This window comes from Arthrobacter sp. APC 3897 (assembly GCF_030407495.1).
GTDB lineage: Bacteria > Actinomycetota > Actinomycetes > Actinomycetales > Micrococcaceae > Arthrobacter_B.
The window spans coordinates 1-17,600 of the sequence record NZ_JASDDG010000046.1 but is presented as its reverse complement, the minus strand read 5'-3'; the positions used below and the strand labels follow the sequence as shown (position 1 = coordinate 17,600).

Below are 17,600 nucleotides of genomic sequence, written 5' to 3'. Positions count from 1 at the left end.
GCCGAAATCCGCCGGCAGCCCGTCCGCAATGGACTCCCATGAATCACCGGAATTGTCAGTACGGTACACGCCGTGATGGTTCTGGGCGTACAGGCGCTGCGGATCGCCGGCGTCCCGTGCCACTTTGTGCACGCACTGGCCGAACTCCGGATGGGGGTCAGGCATGAAGTAGGCGCTGATACCGGTGTTGCGCGGCGTCCACGAGGCTCCGCCGTCGTCGGTCCGGTAGACGCCGGCGGCACTGATCGCCACCAGCACACTGTCATCCTCCGGGCTTGGCAGGACCGTGTGAGCCGCTGCTCCGCCGAAACCGGCACCCCACTCACTGCGGTGCGGATGGTCCCAGAAGGGCTGGTTCAGCTCGAAGTGCTCCCCGCCGTCGGTGGATTTCCACACCGAAATGGGCTCGGCCCCTGCCCAGACCACGCCCGGGCGCTCCGCACTGTCCGGCTGCAGCTGCCAGACCCTGGTGAGAGCTTCTCCGGTGTCAGCCGGGAACCGGACGGCGCCGTCTTCCGGTTCGCTCCAGGTGCGGCCGAGGTCATCCGAGTGGACGACGCACGGACCCCAGTGCCAGTTCATGATCCCGGCCAGGATCCGCGGAACCGGGCCGCGCGTGTCAATGGCCACCGACGCCACTTCATCCATCAGGAAGTGCGGTCCGGACACGTTCCAATCATGCCTGTCGGTGCTTCTCGCCAGCCACAGGCCCTTTTTTGTTCCAATGGCCAGGACGGCGGTGTCCCCTTCATTCATGCAGGTATTGGACCACGGGCCCCGGGCAGGGACAAGGGGGTGCCGAAAGGTCCGCGTGGAAATCCCGGCCGGTGTCCGGTAGGTATGGAACATGTCTTTTCCGTCTCCGTTCCGGCCCGCAGGATGATCTACATCGATCCGCCGCGGTGGCCCGCCCACGGCACGGTGTTTTCGCATCTGGTCTCGGACACGTCGCTGGCCGAGCTGCATGGGTTTGCCTCCGCCGCCGGGATCAGCACCCGTGCCTTCGACCTCGATCACTATGACGTGCCGCAGCACCGTTACCGCGGTCTGGTGGCCCGCGGCGCAGTGGAGGTCGACGGCGGCACGCTGGTGCGTCTGCTCATCCGCAGCGGCCTGCGGATTAAGGCGCGGGAGCGCAATTCCTCCCTCGTGCATCCGCTGCTGGCCCGCTGGGATGTGCTTGCCCCCGGTACGCGCGGGGTGGGGGCGGAGCTGCTCAACCGCTGGGGCGAACCGCACCGCCGCTACCATGACCGCAGGCACCTGCTCGCAGTACTGGAGGCGGTGGAACAGCTCTCCGCGGAACCGCCGCGGACGGTCCTGCTGGCCGCGTGGTTCCACGACGCCGTGTACCGGGGCACCGCCGACGACGAGGAGGACTCAGCGTCCCTCGCCGGGACCCTGCTCGCTGAAGCAGGGCGTTCGGGGCAGGAAATCCGCGAGGTGCAGCGGCTGGTCCGGCTGACGGCCGGCCACCGCCCGGAACCCGGGGATGCTTCCGGGGCGCTGCTCTGCGATGCAGACCTCTCCGTCCTGGGCCGAAGCCCTCAGGCGTACAAACGGTACCTGGCTGACGTTCGGCGGGAGTATCCGCATCTGGATGACGCAGCCTTCGCCGCGGGCCGCCGCCGCGTAGTGACCGGCCTGCTGAACCTCGATCCGATCTTTTCCGCGCCCGGCGCGCGCGCCCGCTGGGAAGAGCCGGCGCGCAGCAACCTGATGTCCGAATTGGAACTGCCGCAGCCTGCGTAAGGCGCGGTGCATGCCCGGAGGGGGAGGGCCTACAGTTTGAAGGTGCACAAGGGGACGGAAACAGGAGCCGGCAGCAGCAGGGACCAGCCGTGGACGGGGCATGTCAGGGGCAGCCGCGGTTACCGGGGTGTGCTGATTGGCCTGGCCGCGGCCGGCATGGCCACCTTCGCGCAGCTGTACTCGGTGCAGGGTGTCCTGCCGGGAATGGCCCAGGATCTGGACATCACCGCATCGTCCGCCGCACTCACGGTCTCGGCGGCAACTCTGGGCCTGGCAGCAGCAGTTATTCCGTGGTCCGCTGCGGCGGACAGGTTTGGCCGGCTGCCCGTGATGCGGCTGGCGATCATCGCGGCGGTGGTGCTTGGACTGCTGGTGCCGTTCAGCCCGGACCTGCCGGTGCTCCTGGTGCTGCGGTTCGCGGAAGGTGCGGCCATGGGCGGGATTCCCGCAGTCGCCCTGGCTTACCTGAACGAGGAAGTGTCACGCGTGCACGCCGCCGTCGCGGCTGGAAGCTATGTTTCAGGCACCACGATCGGCGGGCTGGCCGGGCGCCTGGTCGCCGCCCCGGTGGCCGATGCGGCGGACTGGCGTGTCGGGGTCGGCGTCGTCAGTGTTCTGGCCGCCGTCGCCGGCATCGTGTTCATGCTGACCGCACCAAAGCAGCAGGGATTTGCTCCGCTGCGCCGGTCTGACCCTGGTCCGGGACTGGGCGGGCGCCTGCTGGCCAACCTGCGCAACCCGCGGCAGGTAAGCCTGTATCTGCAGGGTTTCCTGCTGATGGGCGGCTTTGTGGCGGTCTACAACTACCTGGGCTTCCGGCTGGGGGCCGCACCGTTCTCGCTGCCGCAGAGCGTGGCCAGTTTCCTGTTCCTGGCCTACCTCGCCGGTACGTGGTCCTCACGGTCCGCCGGGGTTCTCGCGGACCGGCTGTCCGGCCGCGGCGGCCGGAAAACGGTGCTGCTGGGTTCCATTGCCGTGATGGCGGCCGGGCTGGCCCTCACGCTCGCTGCATGGCTGCCCGCGGTGATCGCGGGGCTGGTGGTGTTCACTGGCGGGTTCTTCGCCGCCCATTCCATCGCCTCAGGCTGGGCGCCGTTTCTCGCCACTGCGGGCCGGGCCCAGTCGTCATCGCTGTACAACCTCTTCTACTACGCCGGCTCAAGCCTGCTGGGCTGGATCGGCGGCATCTTCTTCCAGACCTGGGGGTGGGCGGGACTGAGTGGATTTGTGGGCGTGCTCATGGCCCTTGCCGCAGGCACCGCAGCCGTGGTGCTCGGACCGGAGCCGGACACGGGCTCCACTGTTGATTCACCCGGCGCGGCCGGGTCACCGGAGGACCGTAAACTTTGAAGGTGGGCACTCCAGCAACACCCTCCGGCTCTTCCCTGGGCCGGCGCATCCTTGCCCTGGCCGTACCCGCCCTGGGTGCCCTGATTGCCGAGCCGCTGTTCCTGATCGCGGATTCCGCCATCGTGGGCCACCTGGGCGTCAACGAACTGGCCGGGGTGGGCCTGGCGTCCACTGTGCTGCAGACCGCCGTCGGCCTCATGGTTTTCCTGGCCTATTCCACCACCGGCACCGTCGCCCGCCACCTGGGCGGCAACCGCCACCGCGAGGCAGTGGCCGCCGGCCGTGACGGGATCGGACTGGCCCTGATCCTGGGCGTGCTGCTCTCCACCGCCGGTATTCTCGCCGCACCCGCCCTGGCCGCCGCGCTGGGCGCCACCGGTGAAGTGCACGCCTTCGCCGTGGATTACCTGCAGTATTCGATGCCCGGCCTGACCGCCATGCTCGTGGTCCTGGCGGCCACCGGAGTCCTGCGCGGGCTGCAGGACACCCGCACTCCGCTGGCGGTAGCCGCCGTTGGCTGCGGCGTGAACGTGGGGCTGAATTATCTTTTGGTGTACGGCTTTAACCTTTCGGTGGCCGGCTCCGCACTGGGCACCAGCATTACCCAGTGGGGGATGGCCGGTGTTTACCTGATCATGGTGGGCCGGATGGCGCGCCGGGCCGGGGTGCCGCTGCGTCCCGCTGCCGCCGGTATCCGGGCCACCGCACATGTTGGTTCCTGGCTGATGCTGCGCACGCTGAGCCTGCGGCTCGCCGTGCTGGCCACCGTGCTCGTCGCCACCGCCCAGGGCCCGCAGTCCCTGGCCGCCCACCAGCTGGTCATGACCATGTTCACCTTCCTCGCTTTTGCCCTTGATGCCCTGGCCATCGCCGCGCAGGCGCTCATCGGCAGGGAGCTCGGTGCCGGGAACCGGACACTGGCCCGCGAACTGACCCGCCGGATGATTCGCTGGGGGGTGGGCTTCGGTGTTATCACCGGAGCGCTGCTGGCGGCCGCCGCTCCCTTTGCCGGCTGGATCTTCACGCCCGACGCCGGAGTGCAGGCAGCGCTCACCGCGGGATTGTGGGTGCTGGCTGTGTCCCAGCCGATCTGCGGGCTGGTGTTTGTGCTCGACGGCGTACTCATCGGTGCCGGCGACGCACGGTATCTGGCGGTCACCGGTGTGCTGAACCTGATCGCCTATCTGCCGCTGCTGTGGTGGGTGCACGCATCGGGGCTGGAGGGGCCGGGCGGCATCGCGTGGCTGTGGGCCGCCTTTGCACTGGGCTACATGAGTGCACGGGCGGTCACGCTGACCTGGCGGGTGCGGCAGGATGCATGGATGGTCACCGGGGCGGCGCCGGGCACCGCGAGCGACTAAGCTGGTGGGTGGCCAACCGGCCACATGACGCGCAGATACGAAAGCGGAGGCTCGGCAGTGGGCGATTCCAACCACGGCAATCCGTGGGTACCCATCCTCCTACGGTCCGCCACGGCGGCGGCCTTCGGCACCCTGACTGTTTTCTGGCAGTCACCCGGAGTTGGAGTTCTCTCCGTTGCAGGCGGCCTGTACCTGCTGCTGACCGGATTCGCCGTGTCGCGGATGGCCGTGCTGGCCGGCGCTGAGGGGAAACCGCGGATCCGCGGCCTGCAGCGGCTGGAAGCAGCGGTGTACCTGGCAGCGGGTCTGGCAGTCCTTGCGCTGCGGTCGGTTGAAGCGTTCCTGATTGCCGGAGGACTTGCCCTGGTGCTGGGCGGTGCGGTGGAACTCTATCTCTGGAACACCTCCCGCAAGACGTTCCTGCCCGCACGGGACTGGTTGATCACCGGCGGTGTCAGCCTGGGAACAGCCGTCATCCTGGTTGGCGTACAGCTCCTGGATCTCGGGGCGCATGCAATGCTGGGCGTCACCGGCGGTTCAGCGATCATCATCGCCGTCATGCTGGCGACCTCGGGACTTGGAGCCCGGTGGGACGCACGCTCGCAGAGCGGCCAGTCCCGCCCGTCGTCGGCCGCCCAACAAAAGCCGTAAACTAGACAACTCCGGTTCTACCTACCGTAGAACTGGGAACATTCAACGCAGCAGGAGGAAAAACAGTGGCGAACAGCTCATCCGGAAGGCCGCAGAAGCGGAACTCCGTGAAGGCCCCGCTCATTTTCTCTGCCGTGCTGGCTGTGATTGCGGGTATTGCCACCATGATCTTTGCCACCGGCGGCGCAGAGAAGGAACTGAGGGTTGATCTGGGGCTCACGGCTGCCGGCATCGCCTTCATTGCCTCGCTCCTGATCTGCTCGCTGCTCCTCATGACGGAAAAGCCGAACCCGGACTACCTCGGTGAAGGATCCGGTGTTCACCGCAGTGCAGCCAAGATTCCCGGCGGTGCCGGTTCTGTCGGTGCCCCCGGCGCAGCCGCCGCACCGAAGTCCGGGGATGCTGCCGCTCCGGAACGCAGCAGCACGCAGCCGGAGGCCGACGGCGAATCCAGCCCGGTTTCCCGCCCCGCAGACCCCGCCGCCTAGTCAGACCCCACCGCTTAGTCAGCCCGCAACCGCCTGGCCGGCCGCCGTCTAGCGGCGCCGCTTGCGCTGCTTGGCCCTGGGTTTTGGAGCGGAATCTTGGACCCGGGCTGCGGCATTTGCTGACGCTTGCACATTGTCAGGGTCATCAAGCATCCGCCCGAGCCCGGCCAGCTGGTCCTGGTCCTCGCCCTCAGGCATCCCCGGCTGCAGCCGGGCGGCAGCGGATGCATCCGCTGCCGTTACAACAGTGCCGCGCCGGCGCATGACCAGCAACCCTCCAAGCGCGACGGCGGCAACACCCGAGGCCAGGGCCAGCATCAGCATGGCGTAGAACCAGTAGAGGGCAAGGTTTGGCGGCGCTGACACCGGAGGTGTCAAAAGGCCGGTCAGGCAGAGCACCCAGTACGCTGCGCAGCTGCCCAGAATGATCCAGGCGGACCGGGAGGGAAGGGACAAGAACAGGTTCTGCAGCTTCTGATCCATGAACGGGTCCTAAGGAAGAGGCCGTGGTGCCGTGTACTCGACGCCCTCAACTCTAGGCAGGCCCGGCCGGACCGGAACAGTCCGCTCCCCGTTTACGGGCCGTTTGTGGCGAGGGGGGTTGCAGGGCCGCTGGACTCCTCCACAATGACCTTCACCGCACCGGTGGGCCGCTGTGCGGCCAGAGCATCGGTCAGCGGCTGGACCTGATCCGCCGGAACACGGACCGTGATGCTGCCGGTCCGTCCGCTGGTGTCCAGCCAGTGCAGCTGAACGCGCGGAGCTGGATCCGTGCCCAGCCAGGCCTTGAACGCGTCCACGGCATCCTTAAGCTGGTCGGCCGAGAACCGGGCCCGGTAGGGAATGGCACCGGCGTCCGTCACAGCCGCCTCGGCTTCAGGGCTGGTTACTGCCACGTGAAGTTGATTGTTCTCAATCCAGGCATCGGAATAGGCGGAACCAAGATCAGTTTTCAGCCGGGCGTTCAGCTGGAGAAGATCAGTCATGTATTCGTCCGTTGCTGTGTCGGGGTTGGAGGGGGCCGCCGGAGCTGCTCCGGTTGTTACTGTGCCGGTTGTATCTGCGCCGGTGCTGCCCGGCGCAGACAGCGGATCCTGACCGCAGCCGCAAAGGAGCAGCAGGGCAGCCGCAGCCAGAACCGCAGTGGGCGCCTTAGCACTGCTGCGGACCTTCTTCGGGATCGGCATCTTGCCTCCTGGGTTTTCAAGGACGAAATACCACAGCGGGCCCCGGCACAAGGCCGGGACCCGCTGCAGTGTTTCACGCTAGCTGCAGATTAGGCGTCCTGCATCCGGCGGCGGTTCATCAGCAGGGCACTGATGCCGCCGATGGTGAGCAGTGCGCCTGCTCCCGCAAAGAGGCCCATGCCGGCAGCACCGGTGTCGGGCAGGCCGTCACCGTTGTTGTCCGGCGCCGGGACCGGCGGCACTGCGGGCGGAGCCTGCTCTTCGACAACTACTGCCTTGACCGTGAAGGCCATATCGGCGGCTGCGGAGGTTGCACCCGAGAGCGTCTGGACGGCGGAAACCGTGTAGGCGCCCTGCTTCAGGGCCGGGAATCCTTCAACATTCCAGGCACCGTTGTCGGCAACCGTTGCAGTCAGTGTGGTGTCACCGATCGTTACGGCGATGTCCGCCTTGGCGGTACCGGTGCCGGACATGCCGCTGGGGGTGGATCCCTCAGTGAACTCCTGGCCGTTCTCGATCGAGGTGATGATCGGCTGGTTCAGGATGACGGAGAAACTAGACGTCGCCTCAGGTGAGGCAAGCTTGCCCCCGACTCCGTCCTGCGCCGCGGTGACGGTGTAATCGCCGTAGGACAGTGCGTCCTTGAGCGTGTACTCCCAGTTGCCGTCGTCGTCGACGACGGCGGTGCCTTCTTCGTCAACGGCTTCGACGGCGAGTGTTTCAGCGGTGCCTGCTTCCTCGGCGTCTTCGACTGTCCTGTTGCCGGAGACCTTCACCGTGACCTCGGCGGTCGCAGCGCCGGTGCCCTTGATGGTCGTGAGTGAATCGGCGATCTGCGCGTCGGCAGCCGGGTTTGTGATGACTGGAGCAGCCAGCGGAGCTTCCTCGACGGTCAGCTCGTAGGAGACAGCCTTGGACTTGTTGAAGCCGTTGATGGCCTGAACAGTGAACTCGAATTTGCCGCCTTCGGGAATGGTGGACGGAGCAGGGAAGGTCCAGGTTCCGTTCACCACGTCGAGTTCCGTACTCTTGTCGCCGCGCGTGAGCTTGACCTTGGTGCCGGCGGTGGTCCCGGTGATGGCCTCGTCCGTCAGGACGGTGCCCTTGTCCTCATGCGAAGTCATTGCCGGCGCTGCAACGAAGAGTGCAACGCTGTAACCGGGCAGGTACTTGCCGAGGCCGTCCACCAAAGAGGTGGAGGACAGCCTGTCGATCCCTTCCCGGACAACGCCGGCGCTGCTGATGCCCATGGCGTTGGTGCCGGAGATGACGGATCCGCCGGAGTCACCCGGGGCGGCATTTTTCTCGAGAGTGGATTCAAAACCCCACACACCGCGAATGTCGTCGCCTCCGTTATGACCCAGAACGTAGAACTCGCCTACGCCGGTTACGCTTCCGCAGCTCCAGCCGGTGGTGCGGCCGGACTTGCAGACAGGTGCTCCGTTGACGGCTTCCACCACGCCGGTAAGGGACACGGATCCGGCCGTCAGGTCTGCGGCGTCCTGCCACGTGGTGGTTTCGGGGAGCAGGTCGAGTCCGCTGTTGATGTTGTTGATGACCGCGATGTCGGTGCCAATGTTTCCGCCGGTCACCGGGTCTGCGATGGGCGAGTTGTTCGCCCCTCCGAACTGGGAGAAACCAAAGGTTCCCAGCGGCGATCCAAGGCTGGGCCGGGTTCCCCCGGCCGCCTCGTCATTTGCGGGCTCCGTCAGTGCTGCCTCTTTGCCATTGCCGTCGTCGTTGCAGTGACCCGCGGTGATGACAGCGGGCTTCCCGCTCGGGTCAAAGCCGTTGAAGCCGATGGAGCAGAGGAAAGCTTCGTCAATCGCATAACCCTGACCGTTCACAACGTCTTCAAGCGGTGTGGCCGGGCCCGAGGAGTCGGAGATGGTGACGTTGGTGAACTTCTCGGCGAAGACATCTGCCGGAGAACCCGTCACATCGGCCATGCTCCTGGCAAGAACCGAGTCACCGGCAACGGCGGACTTGTCCACGCTGATGACGTACCCGTCATTGGTCAGGAGGATGGACTGCAGTCCCTCCACACCGACGCTGGCGATGTAGTCGGCTCGGATTTTTTCGATGTTGGCACGGTAGTCGCCGGTAAGGCTGAGCGGCGCGGCCTTCTCTTCCTCGACGGCGGGTGCTTCGGTGGGTTCGGCACTCGGAGCCCCGGCGGCCGGCTCGGTGGCTTCCGCAGCGGGACCGGTGGGTTCGGCGGCGGGACCGGTGGGTTCAGCAGCGGGCTCGGAAGCCTCAACCGCAGGCTCTTCGACAACGGGAGCCACCAGGGTGGCGTCCAGTTCGAGGGCGAGGGCCTCAAGGGCCGTTCCCGAACCGGTGATGACTATCCTGCCGTCTTCAATGGCAATGCCCACGTAACCTTCGGTGGCCTGGAGCCGGGGAAGGGCATCTGCCGCCTTCCGGCCCAGCTCGCCGGCTGCCTCGAACTCCTCGACGGTCATGCCGAGATCGCGCAGAAGAGCCTCAGCCAGGCCGGGAGCCAGGGTTCCTGCTTCCTCTGCAGGAGCTTCCGCTACGGGAGCGGCCTCATCGGTGCCGGCGGCTTCGGCAACCGTTTCTTCAACGGCGCCAACCGGCGCTTCCGCGGGTGCGGTGGCTGGTGTGATGTCCGGCTCTGCGGCCGGAGAGGCGATGGCCGGCGAAGCGATAAATGCCCCGCTCACCGCCAGTGCTGTAGCGGCGCCCAAGGCGCCTACGCGTTTATAGAACGCGCTTGTAGTGTCCTGCAATTGAAACCCCCATTTTGTGCTGGCACAGACCGCGGGCCCGTGAATGGCACAGGGGTAACCCTGGCCGGAACATCGCGGAATCGAGACTGTGTGGAAGAGCCGTTCGCCGTGACGGCGGACGAAGCTCACCGCGATCCTAGCCGCAGGTGACTGAACTAACAAGCACACTGTTGGTATTTGGGGACGCAGCGGAAAGGAATCCCCGGGGGAAGGGGCTACTGGCGCGGGCGTACTGTCTTTTGCGTTGCTGCCCGGCGGCTGCGGTAGGAGCGGACATGCTGACGGTTTCCGCAGTTCCCCGTATCGCAGTACCGCTTTGAACGGTTGCGGGTTACATCCAGGATGACCGCGGAGCAGTCCGGGGCGGCACAGGTCCCCAGCCGGTCCAGTTCGCCGCCGCGCAGGACGTCCGCCAGCGCCATGGCGGCTTCCGTGGCCAGCCTTTCCTCCAGGGGTGCCGCCGGCGAAGTGCAGTGCAGGTGCCATCCCCATTCGTCGTGGCGAACCACCTGCGGCCTAGCGCCGGCGTTGCGCAGCAGCTGGTTTACGCCGGCCGCCAGCTGCTCTTCATTGGCGGTCCACAACTGGCGGAGCCGGGTGCGGAGATGGCGCACCGCGCGCAGCTCCCCGGCGGTATGGGTGCGGGATCCGCTGAAGCGCTCCCGTGCCAGGAACTCGTCCAAATCGGCAGGGGTGAGCAGGGCATCGGGATGGTCTGCTGCGGTATTGATCAGCGCTGCCATCGTGCTGAGTGAGTCCGCTGTGTCATGTCCTAAAGGCACTGTGAATCCTGACATCTACTTCTGGTTCTTCCCAGTGTAATGCTCTATAGGTAAGAATGAACATGACAGGTCCCGGGGGACAATCAATTCCTGTGCTCTGGAGGCATTGTGAAACGTTATGCAGGCAAGGGCCCAACGACGGCGGACGGGTCCCGGCCCGCCGGAACGCGGCCGGGCAGTACGGGCATAGCCGTTGCCCTCCTGTCATCCGCCGTCTTTGGACTCTCCGGATCGTTTGCCAAGTCACTGCTGGAAACGGGGTGGACATCCACATCGGCGGTGGCCGTCCGCATGGGCGGAGCCGCCCTGGTGCTGCTCATTCCGGCACTGTTCGTGCTGCACGGGCGCTGGCATCAGGTGCGTGAGAACTGGAAGACCATCATGGCCTTTGGGTTTATCGGCGTGGCGGGCTGCCAGTTTTTCTACTTCAACGCCGTGGAGCGGCTGTCCGTCGGAGTTGCCCTGCTGCTGGAGTTCCTGGCACCGGTGCTCATGGTGCTCTGGATTTGGGCCGCCACCCGCCGGCGGCCGGGGCTGAAGACCATCGGGGGCGCCCTGGCGGCAATTGCCGGACTGGTGCTCGTGCTGAACATCGGCGGGGAGATGAAGATCGACCCGGTGGGAGTTCTGTGGGGTCTCGCCGCCGCGGTGTGCCTTGCGATCTATTTCTTTATTACCGCCAAAGCGAACGATTCCCTGCCGCCGCTGGTGCTGGCCACGGGCGGGATGCTCGTGGGGGCGGTCACCATGGTGACGCTTGGCGCCGTCGGCATCCTTCCCACCGGGTTCAATACCGGTGACGTGGTGCTGGCAGGCCGGATCACACCCTGGTGGGTGCCCCTGGCGGGACTGGTGCTCTTCTCCACGGTGCTGGCATACGTTACGGGGATTGTGGCGGCAAGGACCCTGGGATCGCGGGTGGCCTCTTTTGTATCCCTGACGGAAGTGCTGTTTGCGGTACTTTGGGCCTGGCTGTTCCTGTCCGAACTGCCAGGCACTGTGCAGCTGGCTGGCGGTGCATTGATTGTGCTTGGAGTGGTGCTCGTGCGGTCGGACAAAACCGCAGGCCTGCCCGGCGAAGCCGCCGAAGAACCGGCACCCTACGCATGATCGGGCCCGCCGCGTACTGCGGCGGGCCCGTCGGTCAGGAGGCGGCTAAACGCGGGGTTCGACCTGCGGCTCGCTCGGATCAGCCGATGCATCCACCTTGATCTCTCGCTTGAGGATCTTCCCGGTGGGACCCTTGGGGAGGGCATCCGTCAGGAGGACGCGCCGCGGATATTTGTAGGCAGCCAGCCGGTCTTTGGCGAAGGCCTGGATCTCCGCGAGCAGCGCCTGCCGGGCGTTGTCATCGGCCGGCCCCGCGTCCTCCTTCAGGCCCACCACAGCCACGATCTCTTCACCGTGCAGTTCATCGGGAACCCCGATGACGGCGGCCTCCGCGATGGCGGGGTGGCCGTACAGGACTTCTTCGACCTCGCGGGGATACACGTTGTAACCGCCGCGCAGAATGACATCCTTTTTGCGGTCCACAGTGTAGATGTTCCCGGCCTCGTCCAGCCGCCCCAGGTCTCCGGTGCGGAACCAGCCGTCCGGAATGGCGGCCTGGGTTGCCTCGGGATTGTTCCAGTACCCCTTCATCACGCCGCTGCCCTGTACGGCCAGCTCGCCCACTTCGCCCACGGGTACATCGGCGCCGTCCGGGTCCACCACGCGGACAAACATCCCGTCCACGGCCTTGCCGATGGAGCCGGCCATCCGGTCCGGCCCCGGCAGGTTGAAGGAAACCACGGGCGAGGTTTCCGAAAGCCCGTAGCCTTCCAGCAGCTGGGTGCCGAAAACCCGTTCAAACTCGTGCAGCACTTCCAGGGGCATGGCCGAGCCTCCGGTGATCGCTCCGCGGAGGGTGGAAACATCGGTGCCGGCAAGGTTTGGATGGCGCAGCATGCCCACATACATGGTGGGAACGCCTTCAAAGATGGTGACGCCGTCACGCTCGATGATTTCGAGGGCTTTTCCGGCATCGAACCTCGGGAGCAGGCTGATGGAGGCGCCCGCCATCACCGCCGAGTTCAGTGCCGATGTCTGGCCGAACACGTGGAAGAACGGCAGTCCGCCGAAGATCACATCTGATTCCAGGGTGTGCAGAAGGTTCCGCGAAATGTCTGCATTGGTCAGCAGGTTGTTGTGGGTCAGGGCGGCGCCCTTGGGCCGCCCCGTGGTGCCGGAGGTGTAGAGAATGACGGCGATGTCCTCACCGTCCACTTCGCGGACCTCAGTCACCGGATCGGCTTCGGCCAGCAGTTGCAGGAAGGCGCCGGCGTTGACCGGGATGACCTCCACGCCTCCGGCTTCCTCGGCGCCGGCCAGCGCCTCAGCCAGAATTCCTTCCCAGGCGAAAACCAGCTTCGCGCCGGAATCCTGCAGGTGGTACGCCACCTCGCGTGCCTTGAGCAGCGGGTTCATTGGAACCACCACAGCCCCGTAGCGGAGCACGCCGTAATACACGAACGCCATCTGCGGGATGTTCGGCATGATCAGGGCCATGCGGTCACCCGGTTTAACTCCCCGCGCAGCGAGTACACCGGCCACTTTGGCACTCATCGCGTCAAGCGCGGCGTACGTGACCGTGGTGTCATCAAGCTTCAGGACCGGGCGGTCCGGAATCCGGGCAGCCGTATCGGTAAGAATTCCGGCGAGGTTTTGCATGAAGATCTCCTTCGATCACACATGGGGCGCTGAGCGACGTCGAACTGATGGTGACTAGCATCACATACTGAGCGGTATGTTTGTACCGTATTCGGCACAGAATCTTCGGATGATGTCCGGTGCTGCTAACTGCCGGATCCAGCCCCCCGGTTCAGACAGGTTGTCCAGCGGAGCGGGTAAGAGTGCACGGCGTCGTTCCGTGCCCGCCCTCCATCAGTCCAAGCCGGCGAAAACCCTGCAGCCAGCCGCCCATGGGCCAGCTGCCCCAGCGGGCGTGGAACAGATTGGCGTTCCGGACAATATCCGCCAGATGCTGGACGGGCGGATCCTGGGTGGGGTGGTACTGGTGGTAGGCCCTGGCCGCACCGACCCAGGCCAGGCCTGCTCCGGCGCGTCCGGCCAGGCGGGCGAAGTCGGTGTCCTCTCCGCCGTAGCCGGTGTAGTCCTCGCAGAACCCGCCGATGCGGTTCCAGGTTGCCGCCGTAACAGCGAAGGACAGGGACCAGAACAGGTCGGGGTTGTCGTCAGGAATGATCTCGCCGGGAAGTGGAGCGGGGCGCGCCGGGTGCGGTGAATCCAGGTCGCTGAGCCGGCCCAGAGGGTAGCCCTGCGGCCCCGGCGGATCCAGGTAGGTGACCGGGCCGCAGAGCAGTCTGGCCGAGGCCGCTCTATCTGTGGCCGCGGCAACGTAACCGGCCACCAGGCCGGGACCGGGCAGGCAATCGACGTCCAGGAAGAGCAGCAGCTCAGCGCCGCGCTGCAGGGCGGCCCGGGCCCCGGCATTGCGCGCCCTGGCCAGCGGCAGCGCCGTGTCCGTCCGGGGGAGTTCGACGACGGTCCCGGGCAGGCGCGGGTCCGGGAAGGACGCCGCAATGCCGGGGTCATCCATGGCAACGAGCACGTAGTCATCGGGCAGCCGGGAGGACCGGAGCAGGGCCCGCTGCTGGGACGCCAGATGGGCATGCCGGCCGTGCACCAGGGTGATGACGCTGGCTTTCATGATGCTGTTCCCGCTGCAGCGGGTATGGCGGCGGCCACGTCCGCGATGACCCGCGCTGCCCGGGAAGCTCCCTTTCCGTCATTCCAGACAGACCAGCCGCGGCCGTCCAGTTGTGCGGCAGCTGCCAGCACCTGCGCCCAGTCGCTGCGGGCAAAGGCCGGCGAGACGATGGCGGGGAGTCCGGGCATCCGGGACAGTGCGCGGCCGGTGGTGACCTGTTCCTGATGGGGCCGTTCCAGGGGAACAATCACTGCGGGTACACCGGCGGCTGCCGCATCCGCTACGGCGCCCTGGCCGGCGTGCGTCACCACCAGGGAGGCATCCCTGAGATGCGGGAGTGGATCCGAGGTGCGGTTTTCGGGGTTGGTTCCCAGCGCCACCCAGTCCACACCGGGTGTCTGGCGCCGGGCGTCCTCAATGGCGGCGTCGTTCATCCCGCCGCCGCCGGCGCCGCCCAGCACCACAACCCGGGTGACGGGCCCGGGCGGTCGGCCCGGCTGGACGGGGATGCCGGAAATGGCGCCGACAGGGAACAGCTTCCCGCTGACCCAGTCACCCGACACGGCAAGCATGTCCGGGGCCTCGGGCGGCCAGGCCGAGATCACGGCGTCCGAGATGCCAAAACCGAGCGTGTGGGCGGAATCTCCGCGCTGTCCGGGCAGGGCTACGGAGATGACGGGGATGCCGTGCAGACGCGCCAGTACGGCGGCCTCAACCGAGACGTCGGTAACCAGGGCAGCCGGAGCGGCCTCCCGCAGCCAGGCGGACAGCTGTCCCATGCGTTCGCGCAGGCCCGCGTCGTGCAGGGGAACCCAGTGGAGACGGCCGTTGGCATCGACGGACGCGGGCTCCGGCCCGGTGTCATCCCGGTCCAGCCGGATCCACGGATTGTTCCAGCCGGCGGGACGGGGGAGGGAAGACAGGCCTGTCACGCCTCCGGCGGGCAGATGCGCCGCGATGGCCTGGGCACGCCGCAGATGCCCCATGCCCTGATGATGGATGTAGTAGCCGATCATGCGGCGGCCGTCTGCAGGCTGGCTGCGAGGAGCAGGGCAACGTATTCGTCAACCATCCGTTCGTGGGAGCAGAACGTCTCCGCGCGGCGCCGCGCGGCGTTCCGGTCCAGGGCCGATGCCTCACGCAGGGCCGTTGCCAGGGCGTCGACGTCGTCCGCCGGCGCAAGCCGGCCGCAGTCCGGAGTAAGAATCTCCGGCAGGGCACCGCGCTCGAAGGCGGCAACCGGAGTGCCTGCCGCCAGGGCTTCGGCCGCCACCAGGCCGTACGGCTCATCCCAGCGCGGGGTGACGAGCGCAGCGCAGGCACCCTGGACGGCCCGGCGCAGGCGGGAATGGTCCAGATGGCCCAGGTAGCGGATATCCGTGCCGAGGTGCGGGCGGACTTCGGCGTTGAAGTAATGGTGGTCATGGATGGGACCGGCCAGGTCAAGGGGCATTCCTGCCTCTTTGGCGGCCAGGATGGCAAGCGCCGTTCCCTTCTCCGGCACAATCCGGCCAAACCAGATGGCAGAGCCGCCGCCCGGTCCCTGCTGCCAGCGGCCGGTGTCGACTCCGTTCAGGATGGCCGTGCTGTCCACCAGATCAGCCCACGCATCCCGGGTGTGGGAGCTGACGGCAATAAACCGCGTGGCCTTGCCGCGCACCCGGATTGCTGACTCGATCCATCCCACCGGGGGAGTGTGCAGGGTGGTGATAAGCGGAAGGCTGAGCATGCGGGACATGGCAAGGGGGAGGTGGTGGATGCTGGTGTTCAGGACGGCGTCGTACTTTTCGTGTCCGTGTTCGGCCAGATCGAGCATCAGTGAGAGGTACGCGTGATGTTCTGCCATCCACTGCTCGGGAAGGGCTCCGACGTCGTTCCGTGCCGTCTCGCTCATCTCAAAGACGGGGACGTCGAGGAAATTCACCCGGAGCTCCGGGTCGGAACCGGCCGCCGCGAAGAGGGTGATGTCATGCCCCCGTGCCGTCAGGGCGGACACCAGGGCACGGGTGTGCGCCTCGAGACCGCCGGCGAACGGTTCGCTGATCGGGAAGCGGGAGGGCCCGATGATGCAGAGCCTCACTGCAGGACACCGCTGCGCTCAAGGAGCTGTGCATAGAGCTCCGCGTGCCGGGAGGCAATGGCGTTCCGCTGCTCGGTCCGGACCCGGGGCTCCAGGGGCCTTGGCGGACCGGTGTGCCGTGCGGCGCGGACGGCGGCTTTCAGGGATGCGGCATCCAGCCCGTCCTCATTGTGGGAGTAAACGAACACCGGACCCTGATCGGCATAAAAGCCGCAGTCGGGCGCGGCCACCGCGGTGCCGAGGTCCCGGCAGGCTTCCAGCCACCCCGAATGGGTGCCGAAGCGGTAGGGGAGCACCGACAGATCCAGTCCGGCGAGATATTCCCAGAGCTGATCGTCCGGCAGGAAATCGTGAATGTGCAGTTCGAGTTCGCCGGAACGGGACTTTTCCTCCAGGAAGCGGGCCAGCTCGGCGTCGTACCGCGCACCCTCGGGCTGCAGGACATCGCAGTGCCCGTTCACCTGAACCACCATGCCGCCGTCTTCCCGGGCAACCTCCAGCAGCGCCCGGATGACCGGCAGGGGGTCCATGCTGGCCCGCAGGCTCTTCACGTGCACGCCCACCCGGTAGGGACCGCCGGGTCGGGTCTCCTCGGCGCGCCGGGCAAAGTGCGCCATGGTTTGGGGCTCGACGACGTGCGGGTGGGCAATGACGTCAGGGCGGCGGCCCCAGCGGTGTTCAATTTCCGCCGCGGCGCCCTCGGTCAGGGTTATCAGTGCGTCAGCGGCCGGAATCAGGACATCCAGGTGGGCGTCGTGGGCCTCGGGGGACTCATGGTGCGGATTGCGCAAATCATGCACGGTGTAGACCAGCGGCTTGCCGTGCCGCTGCAGCGCCGCCGCCACCTCCTGCAGGTCACGGGGAGCAAGGGCGTCGAATCCGAAGTGGATGTGGAACACGTCGAAGGCGTCAGGGTTGGCATCGATCCACTCTGCGGAGAGCATGACCGGGGGCCACCATTTGCCGGGTGGCCGGGTTGCCGGGTGAGTCAGGGTCCGGATCCGGGAGGCGGACAACGTCGGGCAAGTCCGGCGCAGTTCCGGGCAGGGGGTCAAGATGGCGGACGCAGACGTGTCCGGAAGGAATGCTCGCCACTCGTATGGAGTTCGGCCGCTGCAATCTGTGACCCCTCTTCTTTCAAGCGTCGGTGCACGGCGGGAACCGGGAACGGCGCGGGAAGTGAAATAGTAAGTACCGTTAGTAATCAATAGCATATGGACGCTGGAAGGGGGCAAGCTGTTTATGGACGCGGTGACAAACCCTTTGGAAGAGCTTCCGCAGCTGATCGCTGATGAAGTGGAACGGGCCGGGCTGACGGTGGCAACCGCCGAGTCCCTTACCTGCGGAAACCTTACGGGCGCACTGGGCAGGGGAGGGGACACCGGCGAGTGGCTGAGCGGCGGGATCGTGGCTTACCTGACGGAGATTAAGCAGTCCGTGCTGGGCGTCAGTGAAGGGCCGGTGGTGAGTGCGCGGTGTGCTGAAGA

At 66.6% G+C, this 17,600-nt stretch carries 17 protein-coding genes; 7 read left to right on the top strand and 10 right to left on the bottom strand.

What is annotated here, in order from left to right:
* Window positions 1-756, bottom strand: a 756-nt coding sequence (locus QMA10_RS17150) for an exo-alpha-sialidase (RefSeq protein WP_290170366.1), incomplete at its 3' end; no start/stop codon positions are given.
* Between the two features lie 84 nt (window positions 757-840).
* Here QMA10_RS17150 and QMA10_RS17145 point away from each other — a divergent pair.
* From QMA10_RS17145 to QMA10_RS17125, 5 genes are all read left to right on the top strand, one after another.
* Window positions 841-1,752 (top strand): DUF4031 domain-containing protein, encoded by a 912-nt coding sequence (locus tag QMA10_RS17145; RefSeq protein ID WP_290170363.1) that lies wholly within the window; start codon window positions 841-843, stop codon window positions 1,750-1,752.
* 42 nt (window positions 1,753-1,794) lie between these two features.
* Window positions 1,795-3,102, top strand: coding sequence for an MFS transporter (locus QMA10_RS17140; protein ID WP_290170362.1), 1,308 nt, complete (start codon window positions 1,795-1,797; stop codon window positions 3,100-3,102).
* Window positions 3,103-3,104: 2 nt separating this feature from the next.
* Window positions 3,105-4,463: an MATE family efflux transporter gene (locus QMA10_RS17135; RefSeq protein WP_290170359.1), complete on the top strand. Its 1,359-nt coding sequence runs from the start codon at window positions 3,105-3,107 to the stop codon at window positions 4,461-4,463.
* A 24-nt stretch (window positions 4,464-4,487) separates the two neighbouring features.
* Window positions 4,488-5,114, top strand: coding sequence for a hypothetical protein (locus tag QMA10_RS17130; RefSeq protein ID WP_290170358.1), 627 nt, complete (start codon window positions 4,488-4,490; stop codon window positions 5,112-5,114).
* 65 nt (window positions 5,115-5,179) lie between these two features.
* On the top strand, window positions 5,180-5,602 hold the full coding sequence (locus QMA10_RS17125; protein ID WP_290170357.1) for a hypothetical protein: 423 nt from the start codon (window positions 5,180-5,182) through the stop codon (window positions 5,600-5,602).
* 48 nt (window positions 5,603-5,650) lie between these two features.
* Here the strand turns inward: QMA10_RS17125 and QMA10_RS17120 are convergent, their stop codons facing one another.
* The 4 genes from QMA10_RS17120 to QMA10_RS17105 all read right to left on the bottom strand — a co-directional run bounded on the left by QMA10_RS17120 (window position 5,651) and on the right by QMA10_RS17105 (window position 10,324).
* Window positions 5,651-6,085 (bottom strand): hypothetical protein, encoded by a 435-nt coding sequence (locus tag QMA10_RS17120; protein ID WP_290170355.1) that lies wholly within the window; start codon window positions 6,083-6,085, stop codon window positions 5,651-5,653.
* Window positions 6,086-6,177: 92 nt separating this feature from the next.
* On the bottom strand, window positions 6,178-6,789 hold the full coding sequence (locus QMA10_RS17115; RefSeq protein WP_290170354.1) for a hypothetical protein: 612 nt from the start codon (window positions 6,787-6,789) through the stop codon (window positions 6,178-6,180).
* 89 nt (window positions 6,790-6,878) lie between these two features.
* Window positions 6,879-9,500, bottom strand: a complete 2,622-nt coding sequence (locus QMA10_RS17110; RefSeq protein ID WP_290170353.1) for a hypothetical protein — start codon at window positions 9,498-9,500, stop codon at window positions 6,879-6,881.
* 257 nt (window positions 9,501-9,757) lie between these two features.
* Window positions 9,758-10,324 (bottom strand): CGNR zinc finger domain-containing protein, encoded by a 567-nt coding sequence (locus QMA10_RS17105; RefSeq protein WP_290170351.1) that lies wholly within the window; start codon window positions 10,322-10,324, stop codon window positions 9,758-9,760.
* Window positions 10,325-10,510: 186 nt separating this feature from the next.
* On the opposite strand from QMA10_RS17105, the gene QMA10_RS17100 reads away from it, so the two are divergent.
* On the top strand, window positions 10,511-11,434 hold the full coding sequence (locus tag QMA10_RS17100; protein WP_290170370.1) for a DMT family transporter: 924 nt from the start codon (window positions 10,511-10,513) through the stop codon (window positions 11,432-11,434).
* A gap of 45 nt (window positions 11,435-11,479) precedes the next feature.
* Here the strand turns inward: QMA10_RS17100 and QMA10_RS17095 are convergent, their stop codons facing one another.
* The 5 genes from QMA10_RS17095 to QMA10_RS17075 all read right to left on the bottom strand — a co-directional run bounded on the left by QMA10_RS17095 (window position 11,480) and on the right by QMA10_RS17075 (window position 17,057).
* Complete coding sequence (locus tag QMA10_RS17095; protein WP_290170349.1) at window positions 11,480-13,033, bottom strand: long-chain fatty acid--CoA ligase; 1,554 nt, start codon at window positions 13,031-13,033, stop codon at window positions 11,480-11,482.
* A 151-nt stretch (window positions 13,034-13,184) separates the two neighbouring features.
* Window positions 13,185-14,033 carry a galactosyltransferase-related protein gene (locus QMA10_RS17090; RefSeq protein ID WP_290170348.1) on the bottom strand — a complete coding sequence of 283 codons (849 nt, stop codon included), beginning with the start codon at window positions 14,031-14,033 and terminating at the stop codon, window positions 13,185-13,187.
* Window positions 14,030-15,049, bottom strand: a complete 1,020-nt coding sequence (locus tag QMA10_RS17085) for a glycosyltransferase (protein WP_290170347.1) — start codon at window positions 15,047-15,049, stop codon at window positions 14,030-14,032. The genes QMA10_RS17090 and QMA10_RS17085 overlap by 4 nt, the downstream gene beginning before the upstream one ends.
* Complete coding sequence (locus tag QMA10_RS17080; RefSeq protein ID WP_290170345.1) at window positions 15,046-16,113, bottom strand: glycosyltransferase; 1,068 nt, start codon at window positions 16,111-16,113, stop codon at window positions 15,046-15,048. The genes QMA10_RS17085 and QMA10_RS17080 overlap by 4 nt, the downstream gene beginning before the upstream one ends.
* Entirely contained in the window at window positions 16,110-17,057 is a 948-nt protein-coding gene (locus QMA10_RS17075; protein WP_290170343.1) for a glycosyltransferase, read from the bottom strand. Before QMA10_RS17075 ends, QMA10_RS17080 begins: the two co-directional genes overlap by 4 nt.
* 298 nt (window positions 17,058-17,355) lie before the next feature.
* On the opposite strand from QMA10_RS17075, the gene QMA10_RS17070 reads away from it, so the two are divergent.
* Window positions 17,356-17,600 (top strand): CinA family protein (locus QMA10_RS17070; protein WP_290170340.1); only part of this gene is annotated, 245 nt, incomplete at its 3' end.

What these genes read in the sequence shown, in the direction of transcription:
- QMA10_RS17145 (WP_290170363.1), top strand. Translation starts at nt 841, where the DNA reads ATGGAACATGTCTTTTCCGTCTCCGTTCCGGCCCGCAGGATGATCTAC.
- QMA10_RS17090 (WP_290170348.1), bottom strand. Translation starts at nt 14,033, where the DNA reads ATGAAAGCCAGCGTCATCACCCTGGTGCACGGCCGGCATGCCCATCTG.
- QMA10_RS17130 (WP_290170358.1), top strand. Translation starts at nt 4,488, where the DNA reads ATGACGCGCAGATACGAAAGCGGAGGCTCGGCAGTGGGCGATTCCAAC.
- QMA10_RS17075 (WP_290170343.1), bottom strand. Translation starts at nt 17,057, where the DNA reads ATGCTCTCCGCAGAGTGGATCGATGCCAACCCTGACGCCTTCGACGTG.
- QMA10_RS17120 (WP_290170355.1), bottom strand. Translation starts at nt 6,085, where the DNA reads ATGGATCAGAAGCTGCAGAACCTGTTCTTGTCCCTTCCCTCCCGGTCC.
- QMA10_RS17095 (WP_290170349.1), bottom strand. Translation starts at nt 13,033, where the DNA reads ATGCAAAACCTCGCCGGAATTCTTACCGATACGGCTGCCCGGATTCCG.
- QMA10_RS17085 (WP_290170347.1), bottom strand. Translation starts at nt 15,049, where the DNA reads ATGATCGGCTACTACATCCATCATCAGGGCATGGGGCATCTGCGGCGT.
- QMA10_RS17115 (WP_290170354.1), bottom strand. Translation starts at nt 6,789, where the DNA reads ATGCCGATCCCGAAGAAGGTCCGCAGCAGTGCTAAGGCGCCCACTGCG.